This is a genomic window from Mesorhizobium sp. ES1-6, assembly GCF_020164775.1.
Lineage (GTDB): Bacteria > Pseudomonadota > Alphaproteobacteria > Rhizobiales > Rhizobiaceae > Mesorhizobium.
Genome location: NZ_JAIUGU010000001.1, coordinates 592588 through 616114 on the forward strand (window position 1 = coordinate 592588; position 23527 = coordinate 616114).

Consider the following 23527-nt stretch of genomic DNA (forward strand, 5'->3'; position numbering starts at 1 on the left):
ACCGCTTCGGGCATGCCGTATACAGGGAAATAATCAAACATTATCAGGTATTTATAATATCAGATTGAATCTGACAAAGAGAGCTGGTTAACAATTGATTGAGGGAAATTTACGCAGCGCAAAAGGCAAACGCCTAATTTTTGCCCAATTTTTCCAAATGCCTAGATTTTGATCTCAACACACCCTTCGCAGTCGACGCATGTTGCGGCACCGCGCAAAAATGGGGCAAGCTCGCTGCTTAACCGAGCGAAGTCATGACATCAGGCATTTCACGCATAGTCATCGGCATATTGTTTCTGGCGGCCGCAACCGGATCCGCACGGGCCGACTTCAGCGACGGCAAGATGCCCGATGGCACCTATCACTGCGAAGTCTACCTGCTCGGCATTTTCCTCAACCTCGGCGACATCACCATCAAGGGAAATGTCTATACCGGCCCGGTCACCTTCGGCACGGCCCGGCAGGGCTACAATTATCAGATGGACGCAAATGGCGTGATTTCGTGGCTGGGCCCGCTCGGTGGCTACACCGCCGGCGGCAACTCGCTCTCCATGACCCAGGCAACGCTGGACGGCCAAAGCCCGCCCTCCTTCGACATTATCATGAAGCAGCCCGATGGCGCCTTCACCGCCTCGACCTGCACCAGGGGAGACAATCAGTAAGCCCTTGCCCGGCAAGGCAGCCGCCTCCATGCGGTCGGCAACCCCTGCCCGCCTCCTCTCATGTCATCTGGATGTTGCCGAAGCTGGATAGGCAGCGGTGCGCCGTCACATCCACCTCGAGAGGCAGACACCATGGCCAATTCCCCGTCTTCATCCTCCCCCGTCATTCGCGACGTCATCGCCGAGCGCGTTTCGCGCCGCGCGCTCCTGAAAGGCAGCCTTGCATCCGGCGCATTGATCGCCGGCGGTAGCTTTGTCGGCTCGCTATTTGCCGACGAAACACATGCGGCCGCTGCTCTTTCCACACTCGGCTTCCCCGAACTCAAGCGCGTCTACGACAAGACCCACGCCGCCGCCGATGGCTATGAAACAACCATCGTTGCGCGCTGGGGCGATCCGCTCGCCGCCGGCCTGCCGGATTTCGACGGCAATGCGATCGCGGCCGACGAGCAGGAGAAGCGTTTCGGCTATAATTGCGACTACATCGCTTTCATGCCGCTGCCCAAAGGCTCGGTGAATTCCGACCACGGCCTGCTTTGCGTCAACAACGAGTACATTTCGCCGAACGTGATGTTTCCCGGCATGACCGAGGACGGCGCCGGCAAAATGATGAGCAAGGAACAGGTCGATCTCGGCCTCGCGGCGATGGGCCACTCGATCGTCGAAGTCATTCTCAAGGATGGCAAGTGGCAAACCGTCGAGGACAGCCCGCTCAACCGCCGTATCACCGCCAACACGGAAATGACCGTCTCCGGGCCGGTGGCCGGCCATGCGCTGCTCAAGACCGCCGCTGATGCGACTGGCACAAAGGTGCTCGGCACGAGTTACAATTGCAGCGGCGGCTTTACGCCTTGGGGCACCGTGCTGACCTGCGAGGAAGGCGTTTCCGACCTGTTTGGCGGTGACCCGAAAAAAGCGCCGACCTCGGACATTCTCGACCGCTATGGCTTTGACGGTTCCGACATTTACGGCCGTGGCCGCTTCCATGACCGCTTCAACATCGACAAGGAGCCGAACGAGCCCAACCGCTTCGACTGGGTGGTCGAGATCGACCCCTATGATCCCCAGTCCAAGCCGGTGAAGCGCACGGCGCTCGGCCGCATGTCGCATGAGGCGTCTACGGTCGTCCTCAACAAGGACGGCCGGATCGTCGTCTATATGGGCGACGACGACTATTTCGAATACATGTACCGCTTCGTCTCGGCCGGGGCCTACGATAAGGCGAACCCGGCTTCGGCCAAGGATCTGCTGGACGACGGCGTGCTCTCGGTCGCCCGCTATGACGCCGATGGTTCGATGACCTGGCTGCCGCTGGTTCATGGCCAGGGCAAGCTCACCGCCGAAAACGGCTTTGCCGACCAGGCCGAGGTGCTGCTGAAGACACGCCTTGCGGCCGACGCGCTCGGCGCGACCCCGATGGACCGGCCGGAGGACATCGAGACCAATCCGGTCACCGGCCGCGTCTACGCCGTCATGACCAAGAACAAGAAGCGCGACGAATCCAAGGTCAATCCGGCCAACACGCGGCCGGAAAACCTCTGGGGCCACATCGTCGAACTGATCCCTCCGGGCGGCCGCGGCGCCGATGCCGACCACACCGCGGACAAATACGCCTGGGACCTGTTCGTGCTGTGCGGCAACCCCAGCGATGCCAAGGTCGGCGCCACCTTCCATCCCGACACCTCGGACAATGGCTGGTTCGTCTGCCCCGACAACATCACTTTCGACCCGGCCGGCCGCCTCTGGGTAGCGACCGACGGCGCCAATGACTTTGGCCTGCCGGACGGCGTCTATGGCGTCGATACGGAAGGTGCCGCGCGTGGCCTGCCGAAACTGCTCTTCACCTGCCCGCACGGCGCCGAAGCAACCGGACCGTGCTTCACGCCGGATGGCACGACGCTGTTCCTTTCGGTTCAGCATCCGTCCGAGGATGCCGAAACGCTCGACAAGGCGCAGTCGCTATGGCCCGATTTCAGGGATGGCCAACCGCCTCGACCGTCGGTCGTCGCCATCCGCCGCAAGGATGGCCAGCCGGTCGGCGCATGAAGCCGTAGACTCACAAAAAAGGCGCGGAACCCTCTCGGGTCCCGCGCCAGCAGGCAGTCGGGAGGTCAAATGGTCTTGGCCGACATCTGCGCGGCGATGTATTCGGCCTGGCGGATCGCCAGCGACACGATGGTCAATGTCGGGTTTTCAGCCGCACCGGTCGTGAACTGGCTGCCGTCCGACACGAACAGGTTCTTGATGTCATGCGCCTGGCCATGCTTGTTGACGACGCCGTCGGCCGCCTTCTCGCTCATCCGGTTGGTGCCGAGATTGTGGGTCGAGGGATAGGGCGGGGTCGGGAAGGTGCGCGTGGCGCCGACCGCGTCGTAGAGCGCCGAGGCCTGCTTGTAGGCGTGATTGCGCATCGCCGTGTCGTTGGGATGATCGTCGAAATGCACGTCGGCGATCGGCATGCCGTGCTCGTCCTTCTCGTCGGCATGCAACGTGATGCGATTCTCCTCGCGCGGCATGTCCTCGCCGACGATCCACAGGCCGGCCATGTGGTCGTAATGGTCGAGTGCCGTGGTGAAGGAACGCCCCCAGCCGCCGGGGTCCAGGAAGGCAGCCATGAACGGCAGGCCAAGCGACAGCGTCTCGAACTCGTAGCCGCCGACGAAGCCGCGCGATGGATCATGGCGCGCCTCGTCGCGAATGATGCCGGCCATGGTGGTGCCGCGATACATGTGCACCGGCTTGTCGAAGATCGCATAGACCGATCCCGTCGTGTGGCGCATGTAGTTCTTGCCCACCTGCCCCGACGAATTGGCAAGCCCGTGCGGAAATTTTGCCGATTGCGAATTGAGCAGCAGCCGCGGGCTCTCGATCGAATTGCCGGCGACCGCCACGATCCGGGCCTTCTGCTCCTGCAGCTTGCCGTCCTTGTCGGCATAAACGACGCCGGTGACCTTTCCGCTGGCGTCGTGGTTGATCTTGATCGCCATGGCGTTCGGCCGCACTTCGAGATGGCCTGTCGCCTCGCCCTTCGGGATTTCGGTATAGAGCGTCGACCATTTGGCGCCCCATTTGCACCCCTGGAAGCAGAAGCCCGTCTGCTGGCAGGAATTGCGGTCGTCGCGTTCCACCGAGTTGATGGCCATGTTGCCGGTATGGCATTCCTTGTAGCCGAGCTTGTCGGCGCCGGCCTTCAGCACCTTGAAATTGTTGTTGCCCGGCAGCCTCGGCCAGTCATTGGTGCCGGTGACGCCCATCTTGGCTTCCGCCTTGGCGTAATAGGGCTCCATTTCGGCAAGCGTGATCGGCCAATCCAGAAGATTGGCGCCTTCCAGTTTGCCGTAGGTCGACAACGTCTTGAACTCATGCTCCTGGAAGCGCAGCGATGCGCCCGCCCAGTGCGTGGTCGAGCCGCCAACCGACTTGACGATCCAGGCCGGCAGATTGGGAAAATCCTTGGCCACGCGCCAGTCGCCGGATGTGGTGCGCTTGTCCGTCCAGGCGAGTTGGGCGAAGGAATCCCACTCGTCGTTGATGAAGTCCTCATATTCGTGGCGGGCGCCGGCCTCGAGGATGACGACGTCGATGCCCTTCTGCGCCAGTTCGTTGCCGAGCGTACCGCCGCCGGCGCCGGAGCCGATGATGACGACCACGCCGTCGTTTTTCAGATCAAATGCTGCTGCCATGGTTTCCTCCCATGAAATCAATTGGATGCGGTTCGACCAAGCAGCTCAGAGCCACTCGATGTCGCTGAAGCCGCGCGCGATGTAGCCGCCCTTGGAGTAGGACTCGCCCTCGTAACCGAAGATCGGCCACACCTCTTTCTGGTTGTAGAGGCTGACGACCAGGCCGCCGCGCACCGCCTGGAAGAAGGGCGTCTTCTCTATCTCGGTGAGCAGCGCCACACGCTGCTCTTCCCAGCCGAGCCCGCGATAGCCGCCCTCGCCGGCCTTCTTGTCGAGATCGGCAATGCCCTTCTCGATCAGTTCCTTGTGGGCGGGATCCTTGGCGGCTGTCTCGTCATGACCCTTGACAGCGATGGCATAATATTTGTCCGGCACCTGGTCATGCGGATAGATGTCGCGCGCCACCTGGATCAGCGTCGCCATCGTCTCGGGCTTCAGAGACGAGGTTTCCAGCCCCCAGGCGTGCTGCGGGCTGATGATCGCGCTGCCCGAAATGACAAGCAACGCACCCGCGCCGCCGCGTTTGAGAAGCTCGCGCCGTGAAAGCCCTGGCTTCCTCTCGTAGATCGTGACCATATTTTCCTCCCTGCTTGCTGTTCGCACTCGAAAGAGTGCCGTTGCTGGCGCCGCGCCGGTCCGCGCGGCCGGTTGTTCCCTATTGGAAGCGCCCTCCGCGCTGCAGGACCTCGATCTTGTAGCCGTCGGGATCCTCGATGAAGAAGAAGCGGGCGATCAGCGAACCGTCGCGGTTGAACTCGACGATCTTCTTCGGGTCGAGGCCGAGCGCACCGAGCCGGTCGTGCTCGCTGTCGAGATCGGCGACCGAGACCGCCAGATGGCCGTAGCCATCGCCCAGCGCATAGGGCTCCGCACGCCCCTTGTTGACGGTCAATTCCACCTCGAAAGGTGCATCGGCATTGCCGAGGTAGACCAGCGTGAACGTTTCGAAATCCAGCCGTTGGGCGACCTCCAGGCCGAATGCCCTGGTGTAGAAATCGATGGACCGGGCTTCGTCGAGAACCCGGATCATGGTGTGGATTGCCTTCGCCAAATCGAACTCCGCAGCTTCGTGCTTCGAAGGTGATTATGCGCGCTGGTGAAGAAAGGTGGTGGCAGCCAATTACCACGCATGAGATAGCAAAAACGGCTATGTCGGCTCGTAAGGACGAAAGTCTGATTGCCGTTCTCGACCGTCCGGTCGAAGATGAAATCGCAGGCAGTGTTCAAAAGGCACCGACCGCCCCGTCGGCGCCCAAGACCAACAAAAATGGGAGGTAACGATGTGCAGAGTCTTTGCCGCACAGGATCCGGAAGGCTATCGCCAAATCAACCGGTCGATCCGCATCGACGGACATTCGACCAGCATCCAGCTCGAGGCGACGTTCTGGGCCTTGCTTGACGAAATCGCCGAAAGCCAGAACCTGACGACGCCGAAATTCATCTCGAAACTCTACGACGAAGCGATCGAGATCAACGGCGAGATTCCGAACTTCGCGTCGATGCTGCGCACCACCTGCGCACTCTATCTGCGTGGCCACAGGCCATCCATGGAGGAGGTGCTGAAGCGGGAGGCGGCCTAGCGCCCTTGCGCGGCGATTTCGAATGCCAGACGGCTCATATCGGTGAAAAGCTCCTGGCGTTCGGAATAGTCGGTCTGCTCGCCGGTCACCAGATTGTCGACGACGGTCAGCAGCGACAATGCCCTCGCGCCAAAATGCGCCGAGATGCGATAGAGCGCGCTGGTTTCCATGTCTACGGCCAGCGCTCCGAGCGCCCTCGCGTCGGCATAGCGGGCACGCGCGTCAGGGTGGTAAAATATGTCGGTGCAGGCTGTCAGGCCGGCGTGGTGGTCGATGCCGAGCTCGGCTGCCTTGGCCAATGCGCAAGCGAGCAGCGCCGGATCCGGGCCGGCGTCAGCTTCGTAAAGGCCAAAGACCCGGCCGTTCTCGGTATTTTCAGGCCGTGCCGATTGCGAGATCACAAGGCTGCGCAGCCTTGTTTCAGCGCTCAGGCCACCGCAGGTCCCAGTTCGGATCAGTGTTCGGGCGCCATAATAATCAAGCAATTCATGCGCGTAGATCAGGAACGATGAAACGCCGATACCCGTCGCCTGGATGCTGACAGGCCTGCCGCGAAACGCGCCGGTAAAGCCGAGAGTGCCGCGTCGACGATTGACGCAGCGTGGCCCGTCCAGGAATGTCCGCGCCATCCATTCCGCGCGCTGCGGATCGCCCGGCAACAAAATCGTGTCGGCGTAGTCGCCCTTGGCTGCCTCTATGTGTGGCGTCAACAGCTGCTCCCCCAAGCCGGCCTGCCGTATTGTCAATAATCATGGCGTTGTTACGGCGTTGTGCAAGGGGCGCGGTGCTGGAAATACCTAGGATTCAAGCACATCCTTGACGATCGTGGCGAGTTGCTTGAGCGAGAACGGCTTTGGCAGGAAGCCGAATTGCGCGTCCGCCGGCAGGTTCCTGGCGAATGCATCCTCGGCATAGCCGGAGACGAAGACGAACTTGATGTCCGGCTGGCGTTTGCGCAACTCGCCAAGCAGCGTCGGCCCATCCATTTCCGGCATCACCACGTCGGAAACGACGATGTCGACCTTGCCGCCCAACGCCTCGAACACTTCCAGCGCCTCGACGCCGGAGGACGCCTCATGCACGGTGTAGCCGCGCGAGGTTAGTGCCCGCATGCCGCCCATGCGCACGGCATCCTCGTCCTCGACCAGCAGCACCGTCGCCGATCCGGAGAGGTCCTTGGTGTTGTCGGCCGGCTTGGCCGGCGCCGCGGCCGGCGCCTCGCCGGGCTCGGCCGCCTTTTTCGCTTCCGCGATGTGGCGCGGCAGGAAGATGCGGAAGGTCGATCCCTTGCCGACTTCGGAATCACAGAAAATGAAGCCGCCGGTCTGCTTGATGATGCCGTAGACCATGGACAGGCCAAGGCCCGTGCCCTTGCCGACCTCCTTGGTGGTGAAGAACGGCTCGAAGATCTTCTTCAGCACGTCGGGCGCTATGCCCGAGCCGGTATCCTCAACCTCGACCACGACATAATCGGCCGCCGTGAGTTCGCGGTAGGGGAAGGTCTTGCACTCCTCGGTGGTCACGTTGCGGGTGCGCACGGTAAGATCGCCACCGGCCGGCATCGCGTCGCGCGCGTTGACCGCCAGGTTGACCACCACTTGCTCGAACTGGCCGATATCGACCTTGACCGGCCACAGGTCGCGGCCATGGTCGATCTTGAGCTTGATGTCGTTGCCGACCAGCCGGGCAAGCAGCATCCTGAGATCGGCGAGCACGTCGGTGAGGTTGAGCACCTCCGGCCGCAGCGTCTGCTTGCGCGAGAAGGCCAGCAACTGCCTGACCAGCGAGGCCGCGCGATTGGCGTTCTGCTTGATGTTCATGATGTCGGGGAAGGACGGATCCGACGGCCGGTGGTTGGTCAACAGCAGATCGGACGCCATGATGATGGCGGTGAGCACATTGTTGAAGTCGTGCGCGATGCCACCGGCGAGCTGGCCGACGGCCTGCATCTTCTGGCTTTGCGCCATCTGCCCTTCGAGCGCCTTTTGTTCGGTCGTCTCGACGGCGTAGACGATGGCCGATTCCTCGGCCCCTTCGCCGCCGGTGCCGTCGGCGACGGCGTTGACGTAGAAGCGGATGTGCCGCTCTTCATTGCCGGGCAGCACGGTGTCGATCGGATCGATGTCAGCCTGCCGCTGCCGGGCTTTCTCGAACGCGGCGGCAAAGGCCGGCCGGTCGCGGTCGTGGATCACCGTGTCGAGCCGCACGCGGCGATCGACGGCATCGCGGTCGACGACCGAGGAAAACAGCGACAGGAAAGGCGCGTTGGTGCGCAGGATGCGCCCGCTGGCATCGACACCGGCGATCGCCATCGGTGTCGAATTGAAGAAACGGGTGAAGCGCACTTCCGAAGCGCGCAGATCGGCCGAGGCATCCTCGCCTTGCGTGCGGTTGAGCACGATAGTGCGGGTTGGCCCGCTGACGCCCTCCCGGCTCGCCGAAACGCGATGCATGAAGCGCACCGGCAGTGCCTCGCCGGTCATCGTCGTCAGGTCGAGATCGACGACCGCATTGCGCGTCGTGCCGGGGTCCGCCTTGACCGAGCGCACCAGCGCCATGCCGTCGCCGGCAACGATATCGGGCAAGGTGACGGCGCCCGGCGTGAAGCTGGCAAGATCGATGCCCAGCCATCCGGCCAGCGTGGCGTTGATGTAGGTGACGCGGCCATCCTGGTCGGCCGAGAAGAAACCGGCCGGTGCGTGGTCGAGGTGATCGATGGCTTTCTGCAGATCGAGGAAGAAACGTTCCTGCTCGGCCCGTTCCTGCGAAATGTCGGCCAGCTGCCAGGCCAGCATCGGCAAGCGCTGGCCCGGAACGCTGAACGCGCGGGCGCGCGCCCGGTACCAGCGGGCACCCGGTTCGGCGCCGGGCCGGATCGATTGCGCGAGCCGGAACTCGCCGTCGCCCGGCTGCCCGTCACGCAAGCCGGATGCCAGCCGGTAAATGGTCACAGAGGCTTCGGGGACATCCGAGAGCAACCCTTCGACCGTCTTCAGGTCGGCGGCCGAAGAGGCCCCCGTCATATCGGCATAGGCGCGGTTGGCGTAGACGACGCGGCCCTTGGTGTCGGTCACCAGCAGGCCTTGGCCCATCGAATCGACGAAAGCCTTGGACAGTTCGTCGCCCGTCGAGCGCGGCGTTATCTGCACGAAGCCGATCGCGGTCGCGAACAGGAAGCCGACACCGATCATCGCCAGCACGCCGAGCATGCCGAGCAGGAAGGGATCGCCGAGGCGCTCGCGGAAAAGGCCGAAGGCGATTGCCGCGCCCGTCAGGACGACGATGAAGATGATGAGGCGGGTGACCGCGCCCGGTCGCGTATTCTGGTCGACGATCGGTACCGGATAGAAATCGCCGCGCGCTTCCTTGGCCATATGCCCCCTGCTCGTGAAATCCGAGGTTCCGACACCCGCCCCTAATGCATATCGCCCAAAAGTGACTGCGGTTTTGGGAAAACGACATGCATGAAAAACAAGAACCTGAAGCGCGTCGCATGAATCCGTTTCAGCGCGACGCGCTTTAGCCGGTTGAATCACATTCTCCTAGTCCGGAAAAGGCCCGGGCCGCAAATGTCGGATAAAAATCATGTTGGCCGGCCTTCCCAGTGTTTCAAGCTGTTCACGATGCGTGAAAGGCAACTTGCGGTAGCCAGTCGCAACGGTCTAGTGTCGCGTCACTTTCCAAAACGATCAGGGGAAACCAATGCAGTGGCTGGATAGCGTGGCGGGCCCCGGTTATGCGGCGGCACTCCTGTGGACCTTCGCGGCGCTGATCCTGCTGGTCATCGTTCTCGTCATCATCAGGCTCGTGCGCAACCTGACCTTCGGCACGTTTGTCGCCGGTGGCCGCAACCGCAAGACGCGGCTCGCCGTCATGGACGCCACCGCCGTCGACAGCCATCGCCGGCTGGTGCTGGTGCGACGCGACGACATCGAACATCTGCTTCTGATCGGCGGCCCGACCGACGTCGTTGTCGAACGCGACATCCGCCTCGCCGCGCCGCGCCGTCCGGCGTTGACCGGAGATGGCGGCCCGCAGCCTGTCGCCGCCACAGCGGCGCCGGCCGCGAAACCGCGGCCGCCGCAGCCCGCTCCCGTGCCCCCCAGACAAGCACCGCCTCCGCAGGCGGCGCCCATGGCAGCGCCTGCCCGCCCGCGTCCGGCAGCGCCGCCACCGGCCCCGGCGCCCGCACCGAAACCGCCCGTGCAAACCTATCAGTCGACCAATGTCACGCCGCTGCCTGCCTATGGCTCCGCCAACGCCAACGTGGTCAAGCACACGCCTCCGCCGCCGCCGAGGCAAGACAGCATCGACGACACGCTGATGAAGGAACTCGAGGTTTCGCTCGACCAGCCCCGCTCAGGCGGCCCGGTCGGCAAACCGGCAGCCAAGGCGCCGCCGTCGCTCGATGACGAAATGACCAGGCTGTTGGGCGAACTTTCAAGCCAGAAGAGATGATTTGGGCCGGCGGCTGCCAGTGAATTGAGCCGGTCGACGTTCAAGCGTGCCTTGGCCTGTTGCAGTGCGCGGCGAGCAGCAAACAAAAATGGCCGGAGAACCGGCCATTTGGGAATCAATGCGAAGGCGCCCCGTCAGTCGTCGCGATAGACTTTTTCACGACGCTCATGCCGCTCCTGCGCTTCGATCGACAAGGTGGCGATCGGGCGCGCGTCGAGCCGCTTCAACGCGATCGGCTCACCCGTCTCTTCGCAATAGCCGTAAGTGCCTTCATCGATGCGCTGCAGCGCCGAATCGATCTTCGAGATGAGTTTCCGCTGACGGTCGCGGGCCCTGAGCTCGATGGCGCGGTCGGTTTCCGAAGAGGCGCGGTCGGCGAGATCGGGATGGTTGGCGTTTTCCTGCTGCAGGATTTCGAGGGTTTCGCGCGCTTCGCGCAAGATGTCATTTTTCCAGGTGACGAGCTTCAGGCGGAAGTAGGATTTCTGCCGTTCGTTCATGAACGGCTCGTCTTCGGAGGGTACGTAATCGGCGGTAACGATGTCGTTCATTCGACTCACCCAAACAGCCCCAAATTTGGCGCCTATATATTCGCCACCAGACGCCTGCACAAGCGCAATCAGCCACCGACTCACGCAATTGTTAAAGTGTGTCTCCGGCCTTCTCCGGAGCCGGATAAATCTGTTTTGATGGCGAAAGTACGACGATCCACGCCGTTCCCCCTGCAGGTGATTCGCCGCGCTGACACACGCGCGCCATTGTGCCTGCGGCTTTCTCGTGGCTAATCGCGGCAGGACTTCAGCTTTCGAGCATCATTGGAGGTTGGGTGAGCAGGCTGTATCTGTTGCGACACGCCAAGGCCGGGTGGGCCTTGCCGGGCATGCGTGATTTCGATCGTCCACTCGATGCATCCGGCCACGCCGACGCCGAAAAGCTGGGGAGTGCGATGCGATCCCGCTCCTATGTGCCGGACCTGACGCTGTGCTCCAATGCCAGACGCGCCCGGGAAACGCTTGAGGGACTGGCCGGCCAGACCGATACAGGCAAGGTGCTGTTTTTCGACTCGCTCTACAGCGAGGACGCGGCCGGCTATCTCCGCCTCATCCAGGAGCATGGCGGACCCGGTTCCTTGCTGGTCATAGGCCACAACCCGATGACGGAGGATCTCGCCATGGCGGTTTCGGGCGATGGTGGCGAGACGGAACGCACAATGCTCAATCATGGCTTTCCGACCTCGGGCCTGGCGGTTGTCCGTTTTCCCGGCGATCTGGCGAAAGCGACCCAGGGCGCGGGCTATCTCGAAGCGTTCCTGACACCGGCCGATCTGTGATGCCGGTCCCCAGCGCCATTTCAAAGCCGGGTTTCAGCGCCTATATCGGGCGGATGCAAGTCCGAGAGATCATATTTTGGCATCATCGCTGACCACCCTCACCGACGAGGCAAGAATTGCCCTCGACACGTTGTCGGGACGCGCCACCGGGCTTTTTTCTCCATCGCTGCGTTTGGGGGTCACGGGTCTTTCCCGTGCCGGCAAGACCGTCTTCATCTCGGCTTTCGTCCACAATCTGATCCACGGCGGACGCCTGCCGCTGTTCGAGGCGCAGAAATCCGGGCGTATCGCGCGTGCCTTCCTCGAACAGCAGCCTGACGACGCCGTGCCGCGTTTTCAGTACGAGGACCACATCGCCGCTTTGGTCAACGATCGCGTCTGGCCGGACTCGACCCGCGCCATTTCAGAACTGCGGCTGACGATCGAATATGAATCGGCCTCCGGCTGGAACCGCATGTTCTCGTCGGGCAAACTGTCGGTCGACATCGTCGATTATCCCGGCGAATGGCTGCTCGACCTGCCGCTGCTCGGCAAATCCTTCGCCGATTTTTCGCGCGAGGCCCTGGAAATGGCCACGCTGCCGGTGCGCGAGGACCTGTCGCGGGCCTGGCGGGCGATCTCGGCGGAAATCGATCCGAATGCCGACGCCGACGAAATGACGGCACGCCGGCTGGCTGAAAGCTTCGCCGCCTATCTCAAGGCCTGCAAGCTCGACGAGCGGGCGCTTTCGACCCTGCCGCCCGGCCGCTTCCTGATGCCCGGCGACCTCGAAGGCTCACCCGCGCTGACCTTCGCGCCGCTGGCCGGCCTCGGCGACGGGCGGGCGCGCAACGGTTCGTTGCACGCCATGATGGAACGGCGCTACGAGGCCTACAAGACGCATGTCGTCAAACCGTTCTTCCGCGAGCATATCACGCGGCTGGACCGCCAGATCGTGCTCATCGACGCCATGCAGGCGCTGAACGCCGGACCCGGCGCCATGGCCGACCTGGAACGCGCCGTCACCGAGATCCTCGGTTGTTTCCGTCCCGGCCGGGGCAGCTTCCTCACCGACCTTTTCTCCCGGCGTATCGACCGCATCCTGGTCGCCGCGACGAAGGCCGATCATCTGCATCACGAAAGCCATGACCGGTTGCAGGCGATCGTGCGACGCCTGGCCGACCGGGCGGTGGCGCGGGCGAATTTCACTGGCGCCGATGTCGACGTGGTCGCCATGGCGGCGGTGCGCGCCACCCGCGAAGGCACGGTCAAACAAGGCCGGGAGACATTGCCTGTCATCATCGGCACGCCGATCGCCGGCGAGAAAATCAATGGCGAGACCTTCGACGGAACGACGGAAACAGCCATATTTCCTGGAGACTTACCGGAAAACATTGATGCTGTGTTCGACCTTTCGGGACCGGATCACAGGCGGGACTCCACCGACCCGGCAATCCGCTTCGTCCGGTTTCGTCCGCCGAAACTCGAACGCACGGCCGAAGGCGTCACGCTGTCGCTGCCTCATATCAGGCTCGACCGCGCCTTGCAGTTCCTGATCGGAGATCATCTGGCATGACCGCGCCCCGCAAACCGGCGGCATTCCGTATCGAGCCGGAAGCCGCGCTGAAACAAAACGCGCCCCAACCACGCCAGGCCGAACCGGCGCGCAAGCCCCGCCCGATGAAGGCCGATGTGGCGCTGGTCATCCCGGCGGAGGTCGACGTCTTCGACGAAACCGACATTGTTGCCGCCGAGCCGCCGCCGTCGGTCGCCCCCAGAAAACGCTCTGTTCTCGGCAGCATCTTCTTCGGCGCGTTCGGCGTGCTGGTTTCGCTGGCTGTCGGCCTGTGGACCGACCAGTTGATACGCGATCTCTTTGCCCGCGCGCAATGGCTGGGCTGGCTCGCCGCCGGCATGACGGCGATTGCTCTGCTGGCGCTTCTGGTGATCCTGATTCGCGAATTCCTGGCCATTGCCCGCCTTGCGGAGGTCGAAAAGCTGCAGAAGCGCGCCCTCGACGCCATCGCTCGCGACGATCCGAAGGCGGCACGCGCGGTGGTCGATGAGCTGTCGGCCTTTGTCGCGGCCAAACCGGAGACAGCGGCCGGCCGGCGCGCGCTGGCTGAACTGCGTGGCGAGATCATCGACGGCGCCAATCTGGTGCGCCTGGCGGAAGCCGAGATTCTCGGCCCCCTCGATGCCAGGGCCAAGGTGATGATTCTCGAGGCCGCCAAGCGCGTCTCGCTGGTGACGGCGGTCAGCCCGCGCGCGCTCGTCGATGTCGCCTATGTCGTCTTCGAGGCGGGGCGCCTCATCCGCCGCCTGTCGGAACTCTATGGCGGACGGCCCGGAACGCTGGGTTTCTTCCGCCTGGCACGCAGCGTGCTGGCGCATCTGGCGGTCACCGGCTCGATCGCCGTCGGCGACAGTTTTGTCCAGCAGATCGTCGGTCACGGCTTGGCGGCTCGCCTCTCGGCCAAGCTCGGCGAGGGCGTCGTCAACGGCATGATGACGGCGCGCATCGGCATCGCGGCCATGGAGACGGCGCGCCCTCTGCCCTTCAGCGCCGCCAGGCGCCCGGGACTGGGCGATTTCCTCGCCGCGCTGACATCGTTCGCGACAAGGAAAGGCGCCGAAACGGACGAGCCAGGCAAATGACGCGCATCTCTTTCGCGGCATTGCCGGATTGCGCTTTCGAGGCCCGAGGTGACGAAGCATTAACCAATCTTCTTCATGGTCAAACCGGTCTCAAACAGCCTCGTTGTTGCCGGTGTCGTCGATGAAAAGCGTAATTCTGTCCAGCATCCTGCCCTTGGCCGCGGCGATCACTGCAGTCGCCGGTCTTACCTCGGGGGCCAGCGCCGGAGAGCCCGACAAGCAGTTTTTCCAGTCAGCCGAAGGCAAGTGGGTCGGCCCCGGAGAAATCGTCGCCGGCAAGTACAAGGGCACGAAATTCAACTGCAGCTTCACCGGCTCCACGCCCGACGGCAAGATGGGCATGACGCTTGACGGCGGCTGCCGGGTCGGCGTGTTCACCCAGCCGATGTCGGCCAGGATCGAGCGCAAGGGCCGCGACTACAAGGGCTCTTTCATGGGCGGCTCGGCCGGGGCGGGCCTGGATATCATCGGCGGCAATGTCGTCGACGCCCGCAAGGTGGTCTTCACCATCAACCGCAACCAGTTGCGCGGCGTCATGCAGGCCCGCATTCCCGACGACAATTCGATGACGGTGACGGTCGCCGTGCGCGTGCAGGACCAGCTGGTGCCGGTCATCGGCATGAGCCTGAAGCGGGTCGACGCCGTCGAAGTCGGCTCCATCGCGCCGAACTGAGCGCGTATCGCGCCCTACCCGACCCCCTAAAACGAAAGAGGCGACGGCCCATCGCCACCGCCTCCTTTTCGAAACGGACGAACCGGGCGTCAGCCCTTGATCGCCGCGGTCACCTCGTCATACGCCTTGCAGGCGTCGGCCAAGGTCGTGGAACCCTGATACTTGGTCGTCACCGCCTGGACCTTGGCCGTCAGGTCAGCCGCCTTGGACGGGTCCTTGGTGATCGCTTCCTGCAGCGCTGCGGCCATGTCCTGCGCCTTCTTGGTCGCAATCTCGGTCGTGCATTCCGGCGCCTTTGAACAGGCCGAACCGGCAAGCACCGCCAGCCCGACGGCAACGAGCAAAAACTTCTTCATGTCAGTCATCTCCTCAAAAGGGCGCGACTTGATCGTCGCCCACCCTCCAATGGCCGAAGCCGAGCGTCCTTAGCCTTCGATTGTGGCAGGACGCAACGCGTTGCATGGCGTAAACTTGTGTAATGCGCCTGCAACAATGCGGCGGCCCGGATTTCGGGCCGCCTATGTCGACTGGGGGCAAAGTTCAGCCGCGAGGCTGCAGCAACGCAAGCACGGCTGTCGATGCGGCAAGGACGGCTGTAAGGGTCAAGGGCGCCGTGGCGCCATAGGTGTCCACGACATAGCCACCGACAACCGCGCCGATCGTGATCGCCACCTGGAAAGAGACGACCATCAGGCTGCCCGCTGCTTCCAGCGCGTCAGGTGCCGCACGCGACAGATTGGTTGGCAGCACCACCGGCCCCATGCCGAAGGCGAAGCCCCAAAGCGTGACGAACCCGAAGGCAACGCCGATGTGCACGCCCCAAAGCACCAATGCCAGCGCCGCAACCGCCATCAAGGCGGCGGTGACCACGAGAGCCATGTGAATATTGGCGTCGGCCATGCGGCCGCCGGCAACGTTGCCGATCACGGCGGCGATGCCAAACCCGAGCAGGGCCAAGGCAATAGGACCTGTCGCAAGCAGCGTCACGTGTTCGAGGAAGGGGCGCACATAGACAGAGCCAGCAAAATGCCCCGTCATCAGCAGGACAATAGCCAGCATGCCGATTTGAATGCCGCGCCGCTGTGTCAGCCGAAATACGTCCGCGAGACTGTTGCTAGCTGTCGCGGGCAAGGTCGGCAGGCTGAGCAATTGCGCCAGCATGGCCAACACGGCCAGCCCCGCAGTCATGGCCATGGCGCTGCGCCATCCCAGCCAGTCGCTGATCAACGCCCCCATCGACGGCGCGGCAATGGTGGCGAGCGAGACGCCGAGGGTGACGATAGCCATGCCCCGGCCTGTCGCATTGGCGCCAACCAGTCTCGCAACCACGGCAACCGAAAGTGCCCAGAAAGCGCTGAGCGCGATCCCCAGTCCGGCCCGGCCCAACAACAACAGCCAGAAGTTGGGCGCCAGCGCCGCAAGAATATTGGAGCCGATCGCCAAGGCCATGAGACCGACCAGCACCGTCTTGCGGTTCAATCGGCCGATGAGAACATTGCTCAACATGGCCGTCACGGCGCCGACGGAAGCGGTGGCGGTGACGACCTGACCGGCCGTTCCCTCGCTGATGCCGAGATCGCGGGCCATTGGCGTCAATAGACCTGCCGGCAGGAATTCGGCGGACACCAGGGCAAAGCTGGTGGCCGCCAGTGAAAGGACCGCGAACCAGGTGGCTGCGCTCCATGCGGCTGGAGCATCGGCATCAAGGCCGATCGCGGCGTCTTCAAGCTGTAATGTTGTGTCAGTCACGGGAAGGATCTCCAAAGGTTGGAGATCTTCATAGACGAGTCCCGTCGGATGATATGTGTCTCAAAATCCGAAATTCATATCTATTCGTCCGGGAATTGTGCGGCGCACAATGCCCGGCGAGACATTGGTGATGCGTTTGAACGCGCGAGCGAAGGATGCCTCGGAATCATAGCCCAAACGGGTAGCGACTTCGGCGACCGACAAGCCGTTTTGCCCCAACAACTCGCGGGCAAGCTGCATGCGCAGGCGGGCGAGATAGCGTGCGGCACCCTCGCCCAATACAGCGCTGAAACGCTCGGCGAAAATCGATCGCGATTGGCCTGCCACACCGGCGAGGCGTCCAGGCGTGGCCGGGGTCTCGATGCATGGCTGCCAGAGCGCGGCCGATATGGGGGTCGCGGATGGCCGCGAGCCAACCGGTGGTCGAGGCGCCGTTGCAATTGACCCAACAGCGGATGAGCCGGGCTGTCAGCAGGTCCGCCATACGCGACAGAATCGTGGCGCTGCCCATCTGCGGTTGCGCGGCCTCCACCGTCATAGCCGTCAGCAAAGGACCGACGACCGGGTCGTTGCCGGCCACATCGCAACCCTTGATGATAGGCGGCATCAACGTGATCAATGGATTAAGCGCACAGGAACCCAGGCTCATCGAGCCGCAGAAGAGCGTGCTTGTCGCGCCCGTTCCCTGCCTTATCACTTCGCAGACGTTGCCCCCCAACTTGGTCACCTGGCAACCCTCGAGGGAGGAGCCGACGACATCGGGCGCACTCGCCAGCCGATGGCCGATGCCTTGCGGCAGCAGCACCAGATCGCCGTCGCGCAACTCCTGCCATCCCTGCGCTTCGGTATGAATCCAGCATGGACCCTGGCCGACAAAGTGAAACCGAAGCAGCGGTTGTTGCGGAAATTCTATGCTCCACGGGTGTCGGAGCTCGCAGCGGCCATAGTTGACACCACTCAAGCGAAAGTCTTGCAGGACTTCACTGAGCGCATCCATCGGGATATGGGACGGCGAAGACGGCTGGGACGAACGGTCAAGCATATAGCTGATATAGATGCCGAACGTCCGGCAGACAAGCGCGGACCGTTGTTCCATCCAGGGAGTCGCGCCAACGGCACCCTACCCTTCCTGGCAGGCCTCCCGCCCTTGCCTCCCGCTCCCACTGCATGCAAGGAGTGCTGAACGAGAAGGGACAGCGCATGGCGGCAGAGGCATCGGGGAGCGATCTCATTCAGGTGGTGGCGCTGCTGGCGGCGGGCGTGGTGGCCGTGCCGATCTTCAAGCGCATGGGCCTCGGCTCGATTCTCGGCTATCTCGCCGCCGGCGTTGTGATCGGCCCGTTCGGCATCGGCGTCTTTTCCGAATCGGGAGCCATCCTGCATGTCGCCGAGCTTGGCGTCGTCATGTTCCTGTTCATCATCGGCCTGGAAATGCAGCCGTCGCGGCTCTGGGGCCTGCGCCGCGAGATCTTTGGGCTGGGCGCGCTTCAAGTCGGGGTCTGCGCGGTGCTCTTGACCGTTGTCGGCATGGCCGGAGGCTTTCCGATCGCGCAATCCTTCGTCGCCGGCGCCGGTTTCGTGCTGACCTCGACGGCCATCGTCATGCAGCTTCTGGAGGAGCGCGGCGAAATGGCCTCGCCCAAAGGCCAGCGCATCGTTTCCATCCTGCTGCTGGAAGACCTGGCCATCGTGCCGCTGCTGGCCCTGATCGCCTTCCTGGCGCCCGGCGGCGCCGACACCAGTCTGTCGGAGCGCTTGACCGAGGTCGGCATCGGCCTCGCCGCGATCGTCGGACTGGTGGTGGCGGGACGCTACCTGCTCAACCCCTTCTTCCGCATCCTGGCGGATGCCCGTGCGCGCGAGGTGATGACGGCCGCGGCTCTGCTCGTCGTGCTCGGCTCGGCGCTCGCCATGCAGCTCAGCGGTCTCTCGATGGCGATGGGTGCGTTCCTGGCCGGCGTGCTGCTCTCGGAATCGACCTTCCGCCATCAGCTCGAAGCCGACATCGAGCCGTTTCGCGGCATCCTGCTCGGTCTGTTCTTCCTCGCCGTCGGCATGTCGCTCGACCTGCATGTCGTGGCCGCGAACTGGAAGCTGATCGCCGTCTATGTCGTCGCCTATATGGTGATGAAGGCCATCGGCATCTACATCGTCGCCCGCGTCCTGAAATCAGGCCACCGCGAGGCGCTGGAACGCGCGGTCTTCATGGCGCAAGGCGGTGAGTTCGCCTTCGTGCTTTATTCGGCGGCAGCGGCCGTCGGCATCATCGACGGCCAGGCGAACGCGACGCTGACGGCGATCGTCATCATCTCCATGGTGCTCACCCCACTGGCAATCATTGCCTTGCGCTATGTCACGCCGCGCGACGAGCAATCGCTGGACGGCGTCGATGTCGCCGACGGCCTGACCGGCAGCGTGCTGATCATCGGCTTCGGCCGTTTCGGCCAGATCGCCAGCCAGCCGCTGCTCTTGCGCGGCATCGACGTCTCGATCATCGACAACGATGTCGAGATGATCCAGGCGGCGGCCGATTTCGGCTTCAAGGTCTATTATGGCGACGGCACAAGGCTGGACATCCTTCATGCCGCCGGCGCCGGCCGGGCGCGGGCCGTGCTGATCTGCGTCGACAAGGCCGATGTCGCCGTTCGCATCGCTGAGCTCGTCAAGGCCGAGTTTCCCTTGCTTACGGTCCTGGCGCGTGCCTTCGACCGCGGCACGGCCCTGCAGCTCATTCGCGCCGGCGTCGACTATCAACTGCGCGAAACTTTCGAATCGGCTTTGGTTTTCGGCGGCTCGGCCCTGGAATCGCTCGGCGTCGATCCTGAAGACGTCGCCGAGACGATCGAGGATGTCAGGCGCCGCGACACCGACCGGTTCGAAACCCAGCTCGCCGAGGGCATCCGCGCCGGCCAACGCTTCCTGAGGGGTAATATCGGTACGCCGATCCCGACCCCGCTGTCGACGCCGCGCCGTCCCGGCCAGGCGCTCAACGAGGAAACGGCCAGCGTCCTTCATAAATCCGAAACCACCGATTGAACAGGAGACCATGCATGGAACTGGACGGCAGGGCCCTGTCGGTCACCAAATTCTGGCGCGATGCCGGCGAGGACGCATGGTTCGAGAAGAACGACGCTTTCGATGCCGATTTCCGCAACCGCTTCCTCGACCTGCACTACGCCGCCGCGCGGCGTGAGTGCGACGACTGGTCGGATCATGCAGAGGGCTCACTGGCGCTGATGATCCTGCTCGACCAGTTTCCGCGCAACTGCTTTCGCGGTACCGGACACATGTGTGCGACCGACCCGCTGGCAAAGCATTTCGCTGAAAAAGCGGTCGACGCCGGCCACGATATGCTGCTGGAACCGGCGGTCCGCGTGTTCCTCTATTTGCCGTTCGAACATTCGGAAAACCTTGCCGACCAGGAGCGGTCGGTCGAACTTCACACCGCCAGGGCCGAGTTCAATCTGAAATACGCGCTGGAGCACCGCGACATCATCCAGCGCTTCGGCCGCTTTCCGCACCGCAACAGGATGCTCGGACGCGAAACGACGGCGGAGGAAAAGGCATTCCTGGACGAAGGTGGTTTCGCGGGCTGACGCTTTCCGCTGCAGCGTGCGTCGCCATTGCAGCGGACTGCAATCGAGGGCCAGTCACCTCGCGAAGAGGTGAACGGACGAGCCCTCAAATCAACCATATTCCGGTCGATCGCCAAGCTCATCGCCGCCAGGGCGACCGGAGAATCCCATGTCCACTGTTGCCGGGGTCACCTCGGATACGCCAACCCCGCGCTACCGGCTGTCTCAGCGCATCCTGCACTGGCTGATGGCCGCCATCATCATTTCAGCGCTCGTCATCGGCCTTTACTGCTCGTATCTTGAGCAGGGCACGGCGCTGCGCCGCGCATTGCTCGACGTGCACAAGTCGCTCGGCATGACAGCGCTTGTCTTGATCGCGATCCGCCTGCCGCTCAGGCTTTCTTTCGGTGAACCCGCAAACCGGCAACCGCTTGGCACCTTGATTCACTATGGCGCTCGCCGCACGCATGTCCTGCTTTACGCGCTGATGATCCTGGTGCCGCTCGCCGGCTACATCACCTCCGCGGCAGGCGGTCACGATCTGCCATGGTTCGGACTGTTCCAATGGCCTGACGTCCTGCCGCTCGACAAGCCGCTGGAGAGGGTCGCCGCCCAAATCCATGAGTTTGGCGCCTATTGCCTGTATGCGATCCTTGGCCTCCATGTGCTGGCTGCCCTTTGGCATCATCTTTTCCGCAGGGATGATGTGCTGGGGCGGATGCTGTAACCGGCTCGGCCCTACCGCAGCCACCAGTCGCGGCCGGATGGCAGTCGCTCGATGCCGGCCGCGTCGACCGAGCCCAGCCGATCGACCACGCTTCTGCCGGCGATGGCAAGATCCGGCGCGATCTCGGCCAGCGGCGCCAGCACGAAGGCGCGCTCCAGCATGCGCGGGTGCGGCACTTCCAAGCCCGTTTCATGGATGATGCGGTCGCCGAACACCAGGATGTCGATGTCGATCAGGCGCGGCCCCCACCGCTCCTCGCGCACGCGTTTGAGCTTCCGCTCGGCATCGAGGCAAAGGTCGAGCAATGCCCGCGGCGCCAGCCGCGTCGACAGTCCGGCGGCCGCGTTGAGGAAATCCGGCTGGTCGAGCTTGCCCCAGGGCGGCGTCCGGTAGAGCGAGGAAACGGTGGCCACGTCGGTATCGGGATCGGCGTCGAGCAGGCGCAACGCGGCCCCCATCGACGTCGCCGGATCGCCGAGATTGCCGCCGAGGCTCAGATAGACGGTGTTACTCGGGCCAGACAACGGTCACCTCGACGTAATCGAGCACGCCGGGCACCGGCGCATTCGGCTTGCGAACGGTAATCTCGGCTTTCCTGATCTGGGGAAAGCGCCCGGTGAGAGCCTTTGCGACTTCAAGGGCCAAGGCCTCGATCAGGAAGCGCCTGTGTCCGGTGATGATCTCCTCGATGACGGTGAAGGCAACGCCGTAATTGACGGTTTCCCCGATGGCGTCGTCAACGAGCGCGCGCCCGGGCTCGACGGTGAGCGAGGCATCGACATAGAAGCGCTGCCCCAGCGCTTCTTCCTCATCCAGCACGCCGTGCCGGGCAAAGAAGGCGCAATTCTTCATGCGGATGACATACATGGCTCAGCGTTCCGATCCGACGGTTTGTCGCGCCAGCATAGCATCCGCCACCGCCAGCGCGTCCACGTTGATTGCGACATCGTGGACGCGAAACAGGTCGGCGCCCTCAAGCCGCAGGATGACGCTTGTCGCCGCCGTGCCCGCCCCTCTGTCGGCCGGGTCGCGGCCGGTGACCGTGCCGATGAAGCGTTTTCGCGAAGTACCCGCCATCAGCGGGAAGCCGAGCGCCGAAAGTTCGCGAAACCGCGCCATCAGATCGAGATTTTCCTCCGCTGTCTCCTTGGCGAATCCGAATCCGGGGTCGAGCACGATTTGGTCGTCGGCGACGCCATGACGTCGGGCGATTTCGAGCGATTTTTCCAGGAACACGACCTGGTCCGAAATCACGTCGGACAATTTTTGGCGCCCCCTGCCCGTATGCATGATGATCAATCCGGCACCGGTCTCGGCCGCCACCCGCGCGATGTCCGGCTCGCGCTGCACGCCCCAGACATCGTTGACGATATGCGCACCGGCCTTGACGGCGAGCCGCGCGGTGTCCGCACGATAGGTGTCGACCGAAATCAGCACGTCGCCGGCCCGCGCCAGCGCTTCGATCACCGGCAGAATACGGGCCTGCTCCTCGCTGGCCGAGATCGCGGCGGCGCCCGGCCGGGTCGATTCTCCCCCGACATCGACGACCGCGGCGCCTTCGCCGATCATGCGGCGCGCCTGGGCCAGCGCCGTCTGGGGTGCATCAAACAGGCCGCCGTCGGAAAAACTGTCGGGCGTGACATTGAGGATGCCGACGACCACGGCCTTGCCGCCAAGCTCGAGATGACGCCCGTGCGCCAGCCGCCATCGCCTCGCCGTCATTGCTCATCTACCATGGGGTCATCAACGATGTGTGATGCACATCGGATCAGTTCCGTTGCGCCGGCAAAGGCCGTAAAGCAAGGTGACCGAAGAGGCAACACGATGAAACGATCCCTGCTCTGCGCATTGCTGCTTACCGTCGCCGCCGTTCCGGCGGATGCGGCCAATCTGGTGAAGACCTACAGCTATTTCCCAATTGGCGGCAGAACGCTGGAGGACATCGAAAAACAACTCGCCAAACATGGGCCGCAGGTCAAAAGCACGGGGTCGCGCCACCCTGGCGCCACCCAGATGGCCTTCACGACACGCATCAGCTACGCCAGCCAGCCCGGCTCCTGCCGGATCGCCGACGCGGTCGTGACGGTCAAGGTCAAGGTGATCCTTCCCGAATGGCGCCGCCCGCGCAGAGCCGACGCCGACGTGCGGCTGTTCTGGGATACATTGTCCGCCGACATCAAGCGCCACGAGGACCGTCACGTCGAAATCGCCAAGAACCACGCCCGCGCGCTGGAAGACGCACTGAAGGCAACCTATCCGCGCAAGGATTGCGACGCCGCCAAGGCCAAGGCCGCCGAGATCACGGCGGCAGAGCTTGCCAGGCATGATCAGGACCAGGTGCGGTTCGACCGCGTCGAAGGCGTCAATTTCGAAAGCCGCATCCTGCGGCTGCTGCGCTACCGTATGCAGCGCATCGAAAGCGGCCAGTTACCGCCGCCGGCGTGAACCTCGGG

Annotated in this window: 23 protein-coding genes and 1 pseudogene; 12 read left to right on the top strand and 12 right to left on the bottom strand. The window is 63.5% G+C overall.

The features are described 5' to 3' along the window. The first annotated feature begins 254 nt into the window (after positions 1-254). Together LB564_RS03155 and LB564_RS03160 are read left to right on the top strand one after the other, a co-directional pair. Positions 255-662 carry a hypothetical protein gene (locus LB564_RS03155; RefSeq protein ID WP_224534864.1) on the top strand — a complete coding sequence of 136 codons (408 nt, stop codon included), beginning with the start codon at positions 255-257 and terminating at the stop codon, positions 660-662. Positions 663-794: 132 nt separating this feature from the next. Continuing rightward, positions 795-2708 carry a PhoX family protein gene (locus LB564_RS03160; protein ID WP_224534866.1) on the top strand — a complete coding sequence of 638 codons (1914 nt, stop codon included), beginning with the start codon at positions 795-797 and terminating at the stop codon, positions 2706-2708. A gap of 65 nt (positions 2709-2773) precedes the next feature. Here LB564_RS03160 and LB564_RS03165 read toward each other — a convergent pair whose 3' ends face one another. From LB564_RS03165 to LB564_RS03175, 3 genes are all read right to left on the bottom strand, one after another. After that, the gene (locus tag LB564_RS03165) at positions 2774-4345 is read right to left on the bottom strand and encodes a GMC family oxidoreductase (protein WP_224534868.1); all 1572 of its coding nucleotides are present in this window, start codon (positions 4343-4345) and stop codon (positions 2774-2776) included. 45 nt (positions 4346-4390) lie between these two features. Beyond that, positions 4391-4921 (bottom strand): gluconate 2-dehydrogenase subunit 3 family protein, encoded by a 531-nt coding sequence (locus LB564_RS03170; RefSeq protein WP_224534870.1) that lies wholly within the window; start codon positions 4919-4921, stop codon positions 4391-4393. A gap of 79 nt (positions 4922-5000) precedes the next feature. Further along, positions 5001-5396: a VOC family protein gene (locus LB564_RS03175; RefSeq protein ID WP_140701457.1), complete on the bottom strand. Its 396-nt coding sequence runs from the start codon at positions 5394-5396 to the stop codon at positions 5001-5003. Positions 5397-5625: 229 nt separating this feature from the next. On the opposite strand from LB564_RS03175, the gene LB564_RS03180 reads away from it, so the two are divergent. Further along, a complete protein-coding gene (locus LB564_RS03180) occupies positions 5626-5925 on the top strand; it encodes a ribbon-helix-helix domain-containing protein (protein WP_140701458.1) in 300 nt (99 codons plus the stop codon). On the opposite strand, the gene LB564_RS03185 is transcribed toward LB564_RS03180, so the two are convergent. After that, positions 5922-6635, bottom strand: coding sequence for a DeoD-type purine-nucleoside phosphorylase (locus tag LB564_RS03185; protein WP_224534872.1), 714 nt, complete (start codon positions 6633-6635; stop codon positions 5922-5924). The two genes, LB564_RS03180 and LB564_RS03185, sit on opposite strands and share 4 nt — an antisense overlap. 87 nt (positions 6636-6722) lie before the next feature. Next, positions 6723-9299, bottom strand: a complete 2577-nt coding sequence (cckA, locus tag LB564_RS03190; protein WP_224534875.1) for a cell cycle histidine kinase CckA — start codon at positions 9297-9299, stop codon at positions 6723-6725. Positions 9300-9627: 328 nt separating this feature from the next. Here cckA and LB564_RS03195 point away from each other — a divergent pair, with 328 nt between their 5' ends. Continuing rightward, entirely contained in the window at positions 9628-10383 is a 756-nt protein-coding gene (locus LB564_RS03195) for a flagellar biosynthetic protein FliO (RefSeq protein WP_224534876.1), read from the top strand. Positions 10384-10517: 134 nt separating this feature from the next. Here LB564_RS03195 and dksA read toward each other — a convergent pair whose 3' ends face one another. Beyond that, positions 10518-10934, bottom strand: coding sequence for an RNA polymerase-binding protein DksA (dksA, locus tag LB564_RS03200; protein ID WP_006202025.1), 417 nt, complete (start codon positions 10932-10934; stop codon positions 10518-10520). Between the two features lie 275 nt (positions 10935-11209). Between dksA and LB564_RS03205 the strand changes: the two genes are divergently transcribed. The 4 genes from LB564_RS03205 (at position 11210) to LB564_RS03220 (ending at position 15023) form a co-directional block, all read left to right on the top strand. Further along, positions 11210-11713 (top strand): SixA phosphatase family protein, encoded by a 504-nt coding sequence (locus tag LB564_RS03205; protein ID WP_224534878.1) that lies wholly within the window; start codon positions 11210-11212, stop codon positions 11711-11713. 76 nt (positions 11714-11789) lie between these two features. After that, positions 11790-13268, top strand: coding sequence for a YcjX family protein (locus LB564_RS03210; protein WP_224534880.1), 1479 nt, complete (start codon positions 11790-11792; stop codon positions 13266-13268). Beyond that, on the top strand, positions 13265-14350 hold the full coding sequence (locus LB564_RS03215; protein WP_224534882.1) for a YcjF family protein: 1086 nt from the start codon (positions 13265-13267) through the stop codon (positions 14348-14350). The genes LB564_RS03210 and LB564_RS03215 overlap by 4 nt, the downstream gene beginning before the upstream one ends. A gap of 121 nt (positions 14351-14471) precedes the next feature. Continuing rightward, entirely contained in the window at positions 14472-15023 is a 552-nt protein-coding gene (locus tag LB564_RS03220; protein WP_224534884.1) for a hypothetical protein, read from the top strand. Between the two features lie 89 nt (positions 15024-15112). Here the strand turns inward: LB564_RS03220 and LB564_RS03225 are convergent, their stop codons facing one another. The 3 genes and pseudogenes from LB564_RS03225 to LB564_RS03235 form a co-directional block, all read right to left on the bottom strand. Further along, entirely contained in the window at positions 15113-15379 is a 267-nt protein-coding gene (locus LB564_RS03225; protein ID WP_027029131.1) for a hypothetical protein, read from the bottom strand. 184 nt (positions 15380-15563) lie between these two features. Next, a complete protein-coding gene (locus LB564_RS03230) occupies positions 15564-16772 on the bottom strand; it encodes an MFS transporter (RefSeq protein WP_224534886.1) in 1209 nt (402 codons plus the stop codon). Positions 16773-16832: 60 nt separating this feature from the next. Further along, positions 16833-17814: pseudogene (locus LB564_RS03235) on the bottom strand (AraC family transcriptional regulator). Positions 17815-17972: 158 nt separating this feature from the next. Between LB564_RS03235 and LB564_RS03240 the strand changes: the two are divergent. From LB564_RS03240 to LB564_RS03250, 3 genes are all read left to right on the top strand, one after another. Then, a complete protein-coding gene (locus LB564_RS03240; protein WP_224534888.1) occupies positions 17973-19808 on the top strand; it encodes a monovalent cation:proton antiporter-2 (CPA2) family protein in 1836 nt (611 codons plus the stop codon). 14 nt (positions 19809-19822) lie between these two features. Continuing rightward, entirely contained in the window at positions 19823-20368 is a 546-nt protein-coding gene (locus LB564_RS03245; protein WP_224534890.1) for a DUF924 family protein, read from the top strand. Positions 20369-20516: 148 nt separating this feature from the next. Further along, positions 20517-21074 (top strand): cytochrome b, encoded by a 558-nt coding sequence (locus tag LB564_RS03250; protein WP_224534893.1) that lies wholly within the window; start codon positions 20517-20519, stop codon positions 21072-21074. 11 nt (positions 21075-21085) lie between these two features. On the opposite strand, the gene folK is transcribed toward LB564_RS03250, so the two are convergent. Genes folK through folP form a run of 3 tightly spaced genes read right to left on the bottom strand, consistent with a single transcriptional unit; the run spans position 21086 to position 22796 of the window. Further along, entirely contained in the window at positions 21086-21598 is a 513-nt protein-coding gene (folK, locus tag LB564_RS03255; RefSeq protein WP_224534895.1) for a 2-amino-4-hydroxy-6-hydroxymethyldihydropteridine diphosphokinase, read from the bottom strand. After that, a complete protein-coding gene (folB, locus tag LB564_RS03260) occupies positions 21582-21941 on the bottom strand; it encodes a dihydroneopterin aldolase (protein ID WP_140701472.1) in 360 nt (119 codons plus the stop codon). The genes folK and folB overlap by 17 nt, the downstream gene beginning before the upstream one ends. Before the next feature lie 3 nt (positions 21942-21944). Then, entirely contained in the window at positions 21945-22796 is an 852-nt protein-coding gene (folP, locus tag LB564_RS03265) for a dihydropteroate synthase (RefSeq protein WP_224534897.1), read from the bottom strand. 102 nt (positions 22797-22898) lie between these two features. On the opposite strand from folP, the gene LB564_RS03270 reads away from it, so the two are divergent. Further along, positions 22899-23519 carry a DUF922 domain-containing Zn-dependent protease gene (locus LB564_RS03270; RefSeq protein WP_224534899.1) on the top strand — a complete coding sequence of 207 codons (621 nt, stop codon included), beginning with the start codon at positions 22899-22901 and terminating at the stop codon, positions 23517-23519. Positions 23520-23527: the final 8 nt, after the last annotated feature.

Excerpts from the sequence above, each read along its gene's own strand:
- folB (WP_140701472.1), bottom strand. The coding sequence starts at position 21,941 with ATGTATGTCATCCGCATGAAGAATTGCGCCTTCTTTGCCCGGCACGGC.
- LB564_RS03180 (WP_140701458.1), top strand. The coding sequence starts at position 5,626 with ATGTGCAGAGTCTTTGCCGCACAGGATCCGGAAGGCTATCGCCAAATC.
- dksA (WP_006202025.1), bottom strand. The coding sequence starts at position 10,934 with ATGAACGACATCGTTACCGCCGATTACGTACCCTCCGAAGACGAGCCG.
- LB564_RS03245 (WP_224534890.1), top strand. The coding sequence starts at position 19,823 with ATGGAACTGGACGGCAGGGCCCTGTCGGTCACCAAATTCTGGCGCGAT.
- LB564_RS03240 (WP_224534888.1), top strand. The coding sequence starts at position 17,973 with ATGGCGGCAGAGGCATCGGGGAGCGATCTCATTCAGGTGGTGGCGCTG.
- LB564_RS03215 (WP_224534882.1), top strand. The coding sequence starts at position 13,265 with ATGACCGCGCCCCGCAAACCGGCGGCATTCCGTATCGAGCCGGAAGCC.
- LB564_RS03155 (WP_224534864.1), top strand. The coding sequence starts at position 255 with ATGACATCAGGCATTTCACGCATAGTCATCGGCATATTGTTTCTGGCG.
- LB564_RS03165 (WP_224534868.1), bottom strand. The coding sequence starts at position 4,345 with ATGGCAGCAGCATTTGATCTGAAAAACGACGGCGTGGTCGTCATCATC.
- LB564_RS03170 (WP_224534870.1), bottom strand. The coding sequence starts at position 4,921 with ATGGTCACGATCTACGAGAGGAAGCCAGGGCTTTCACGGCGCGAGCTT.
- LB564_RS03220 (WP_224534884.1), top strand. The coding sequence starts at position 14,472 with ATGAAAAGCGTAATTCTGTCCAGCATCCTGCCCTTGGCCGCGGCGATC.
- folP (WP_224534897.1), bottom strand. The coding sequence starts at position 22,796 with ATGACGGCGAGGCGATGGCGGCTGGCGCACGGGCGTCATCTCGAGCTT.
- LB564_RS03195 (WP_224534876.1), top strand. The coding sequence starts at position 9,628 with ATGCAGTGGCTGGATAGCGTGGCGGGCCCCGGTTATGCGGCGGCACTC.
- cckA (WP_224534875.1), bottom strand. The coding sequence starts at position 9,299 with ATGGCCAAGGAAGCGCGCGGCGATTTCTATCCGGTACCGATCGTCGAC.
- LB564_RS03225 (WP_027029131.1), bottom strand. The coding sequence starts at position 15,379 with ATGAAGAAGTTTTTGCTCGTTGCCGTCGGGCTGGCGGTGCTTGCCGGT.
- LB564_RS03160 (WP_224534866.1), top strand. The coding sequence starts at position 795 with ATGGCCAATTCCCCGTCTTCATCCTCCCCCGTCATTCGCGACGTCATC.
- LB564_RS03270 (WP_224534899.1), top strand. The coding sequence starts at position 22,899 with ATGAAACGATCCCTGCTCTGCGCATTGCTGCTTACCGTCGCCGCCGTT.
- LB564_RS03250 (WP_224534893.1), top strand. The coding sequence starts at position 20,517 with ATGTCCACTGTTGCCGGGGTCACCTCGGATACGCCAACCCCGCGCTAC.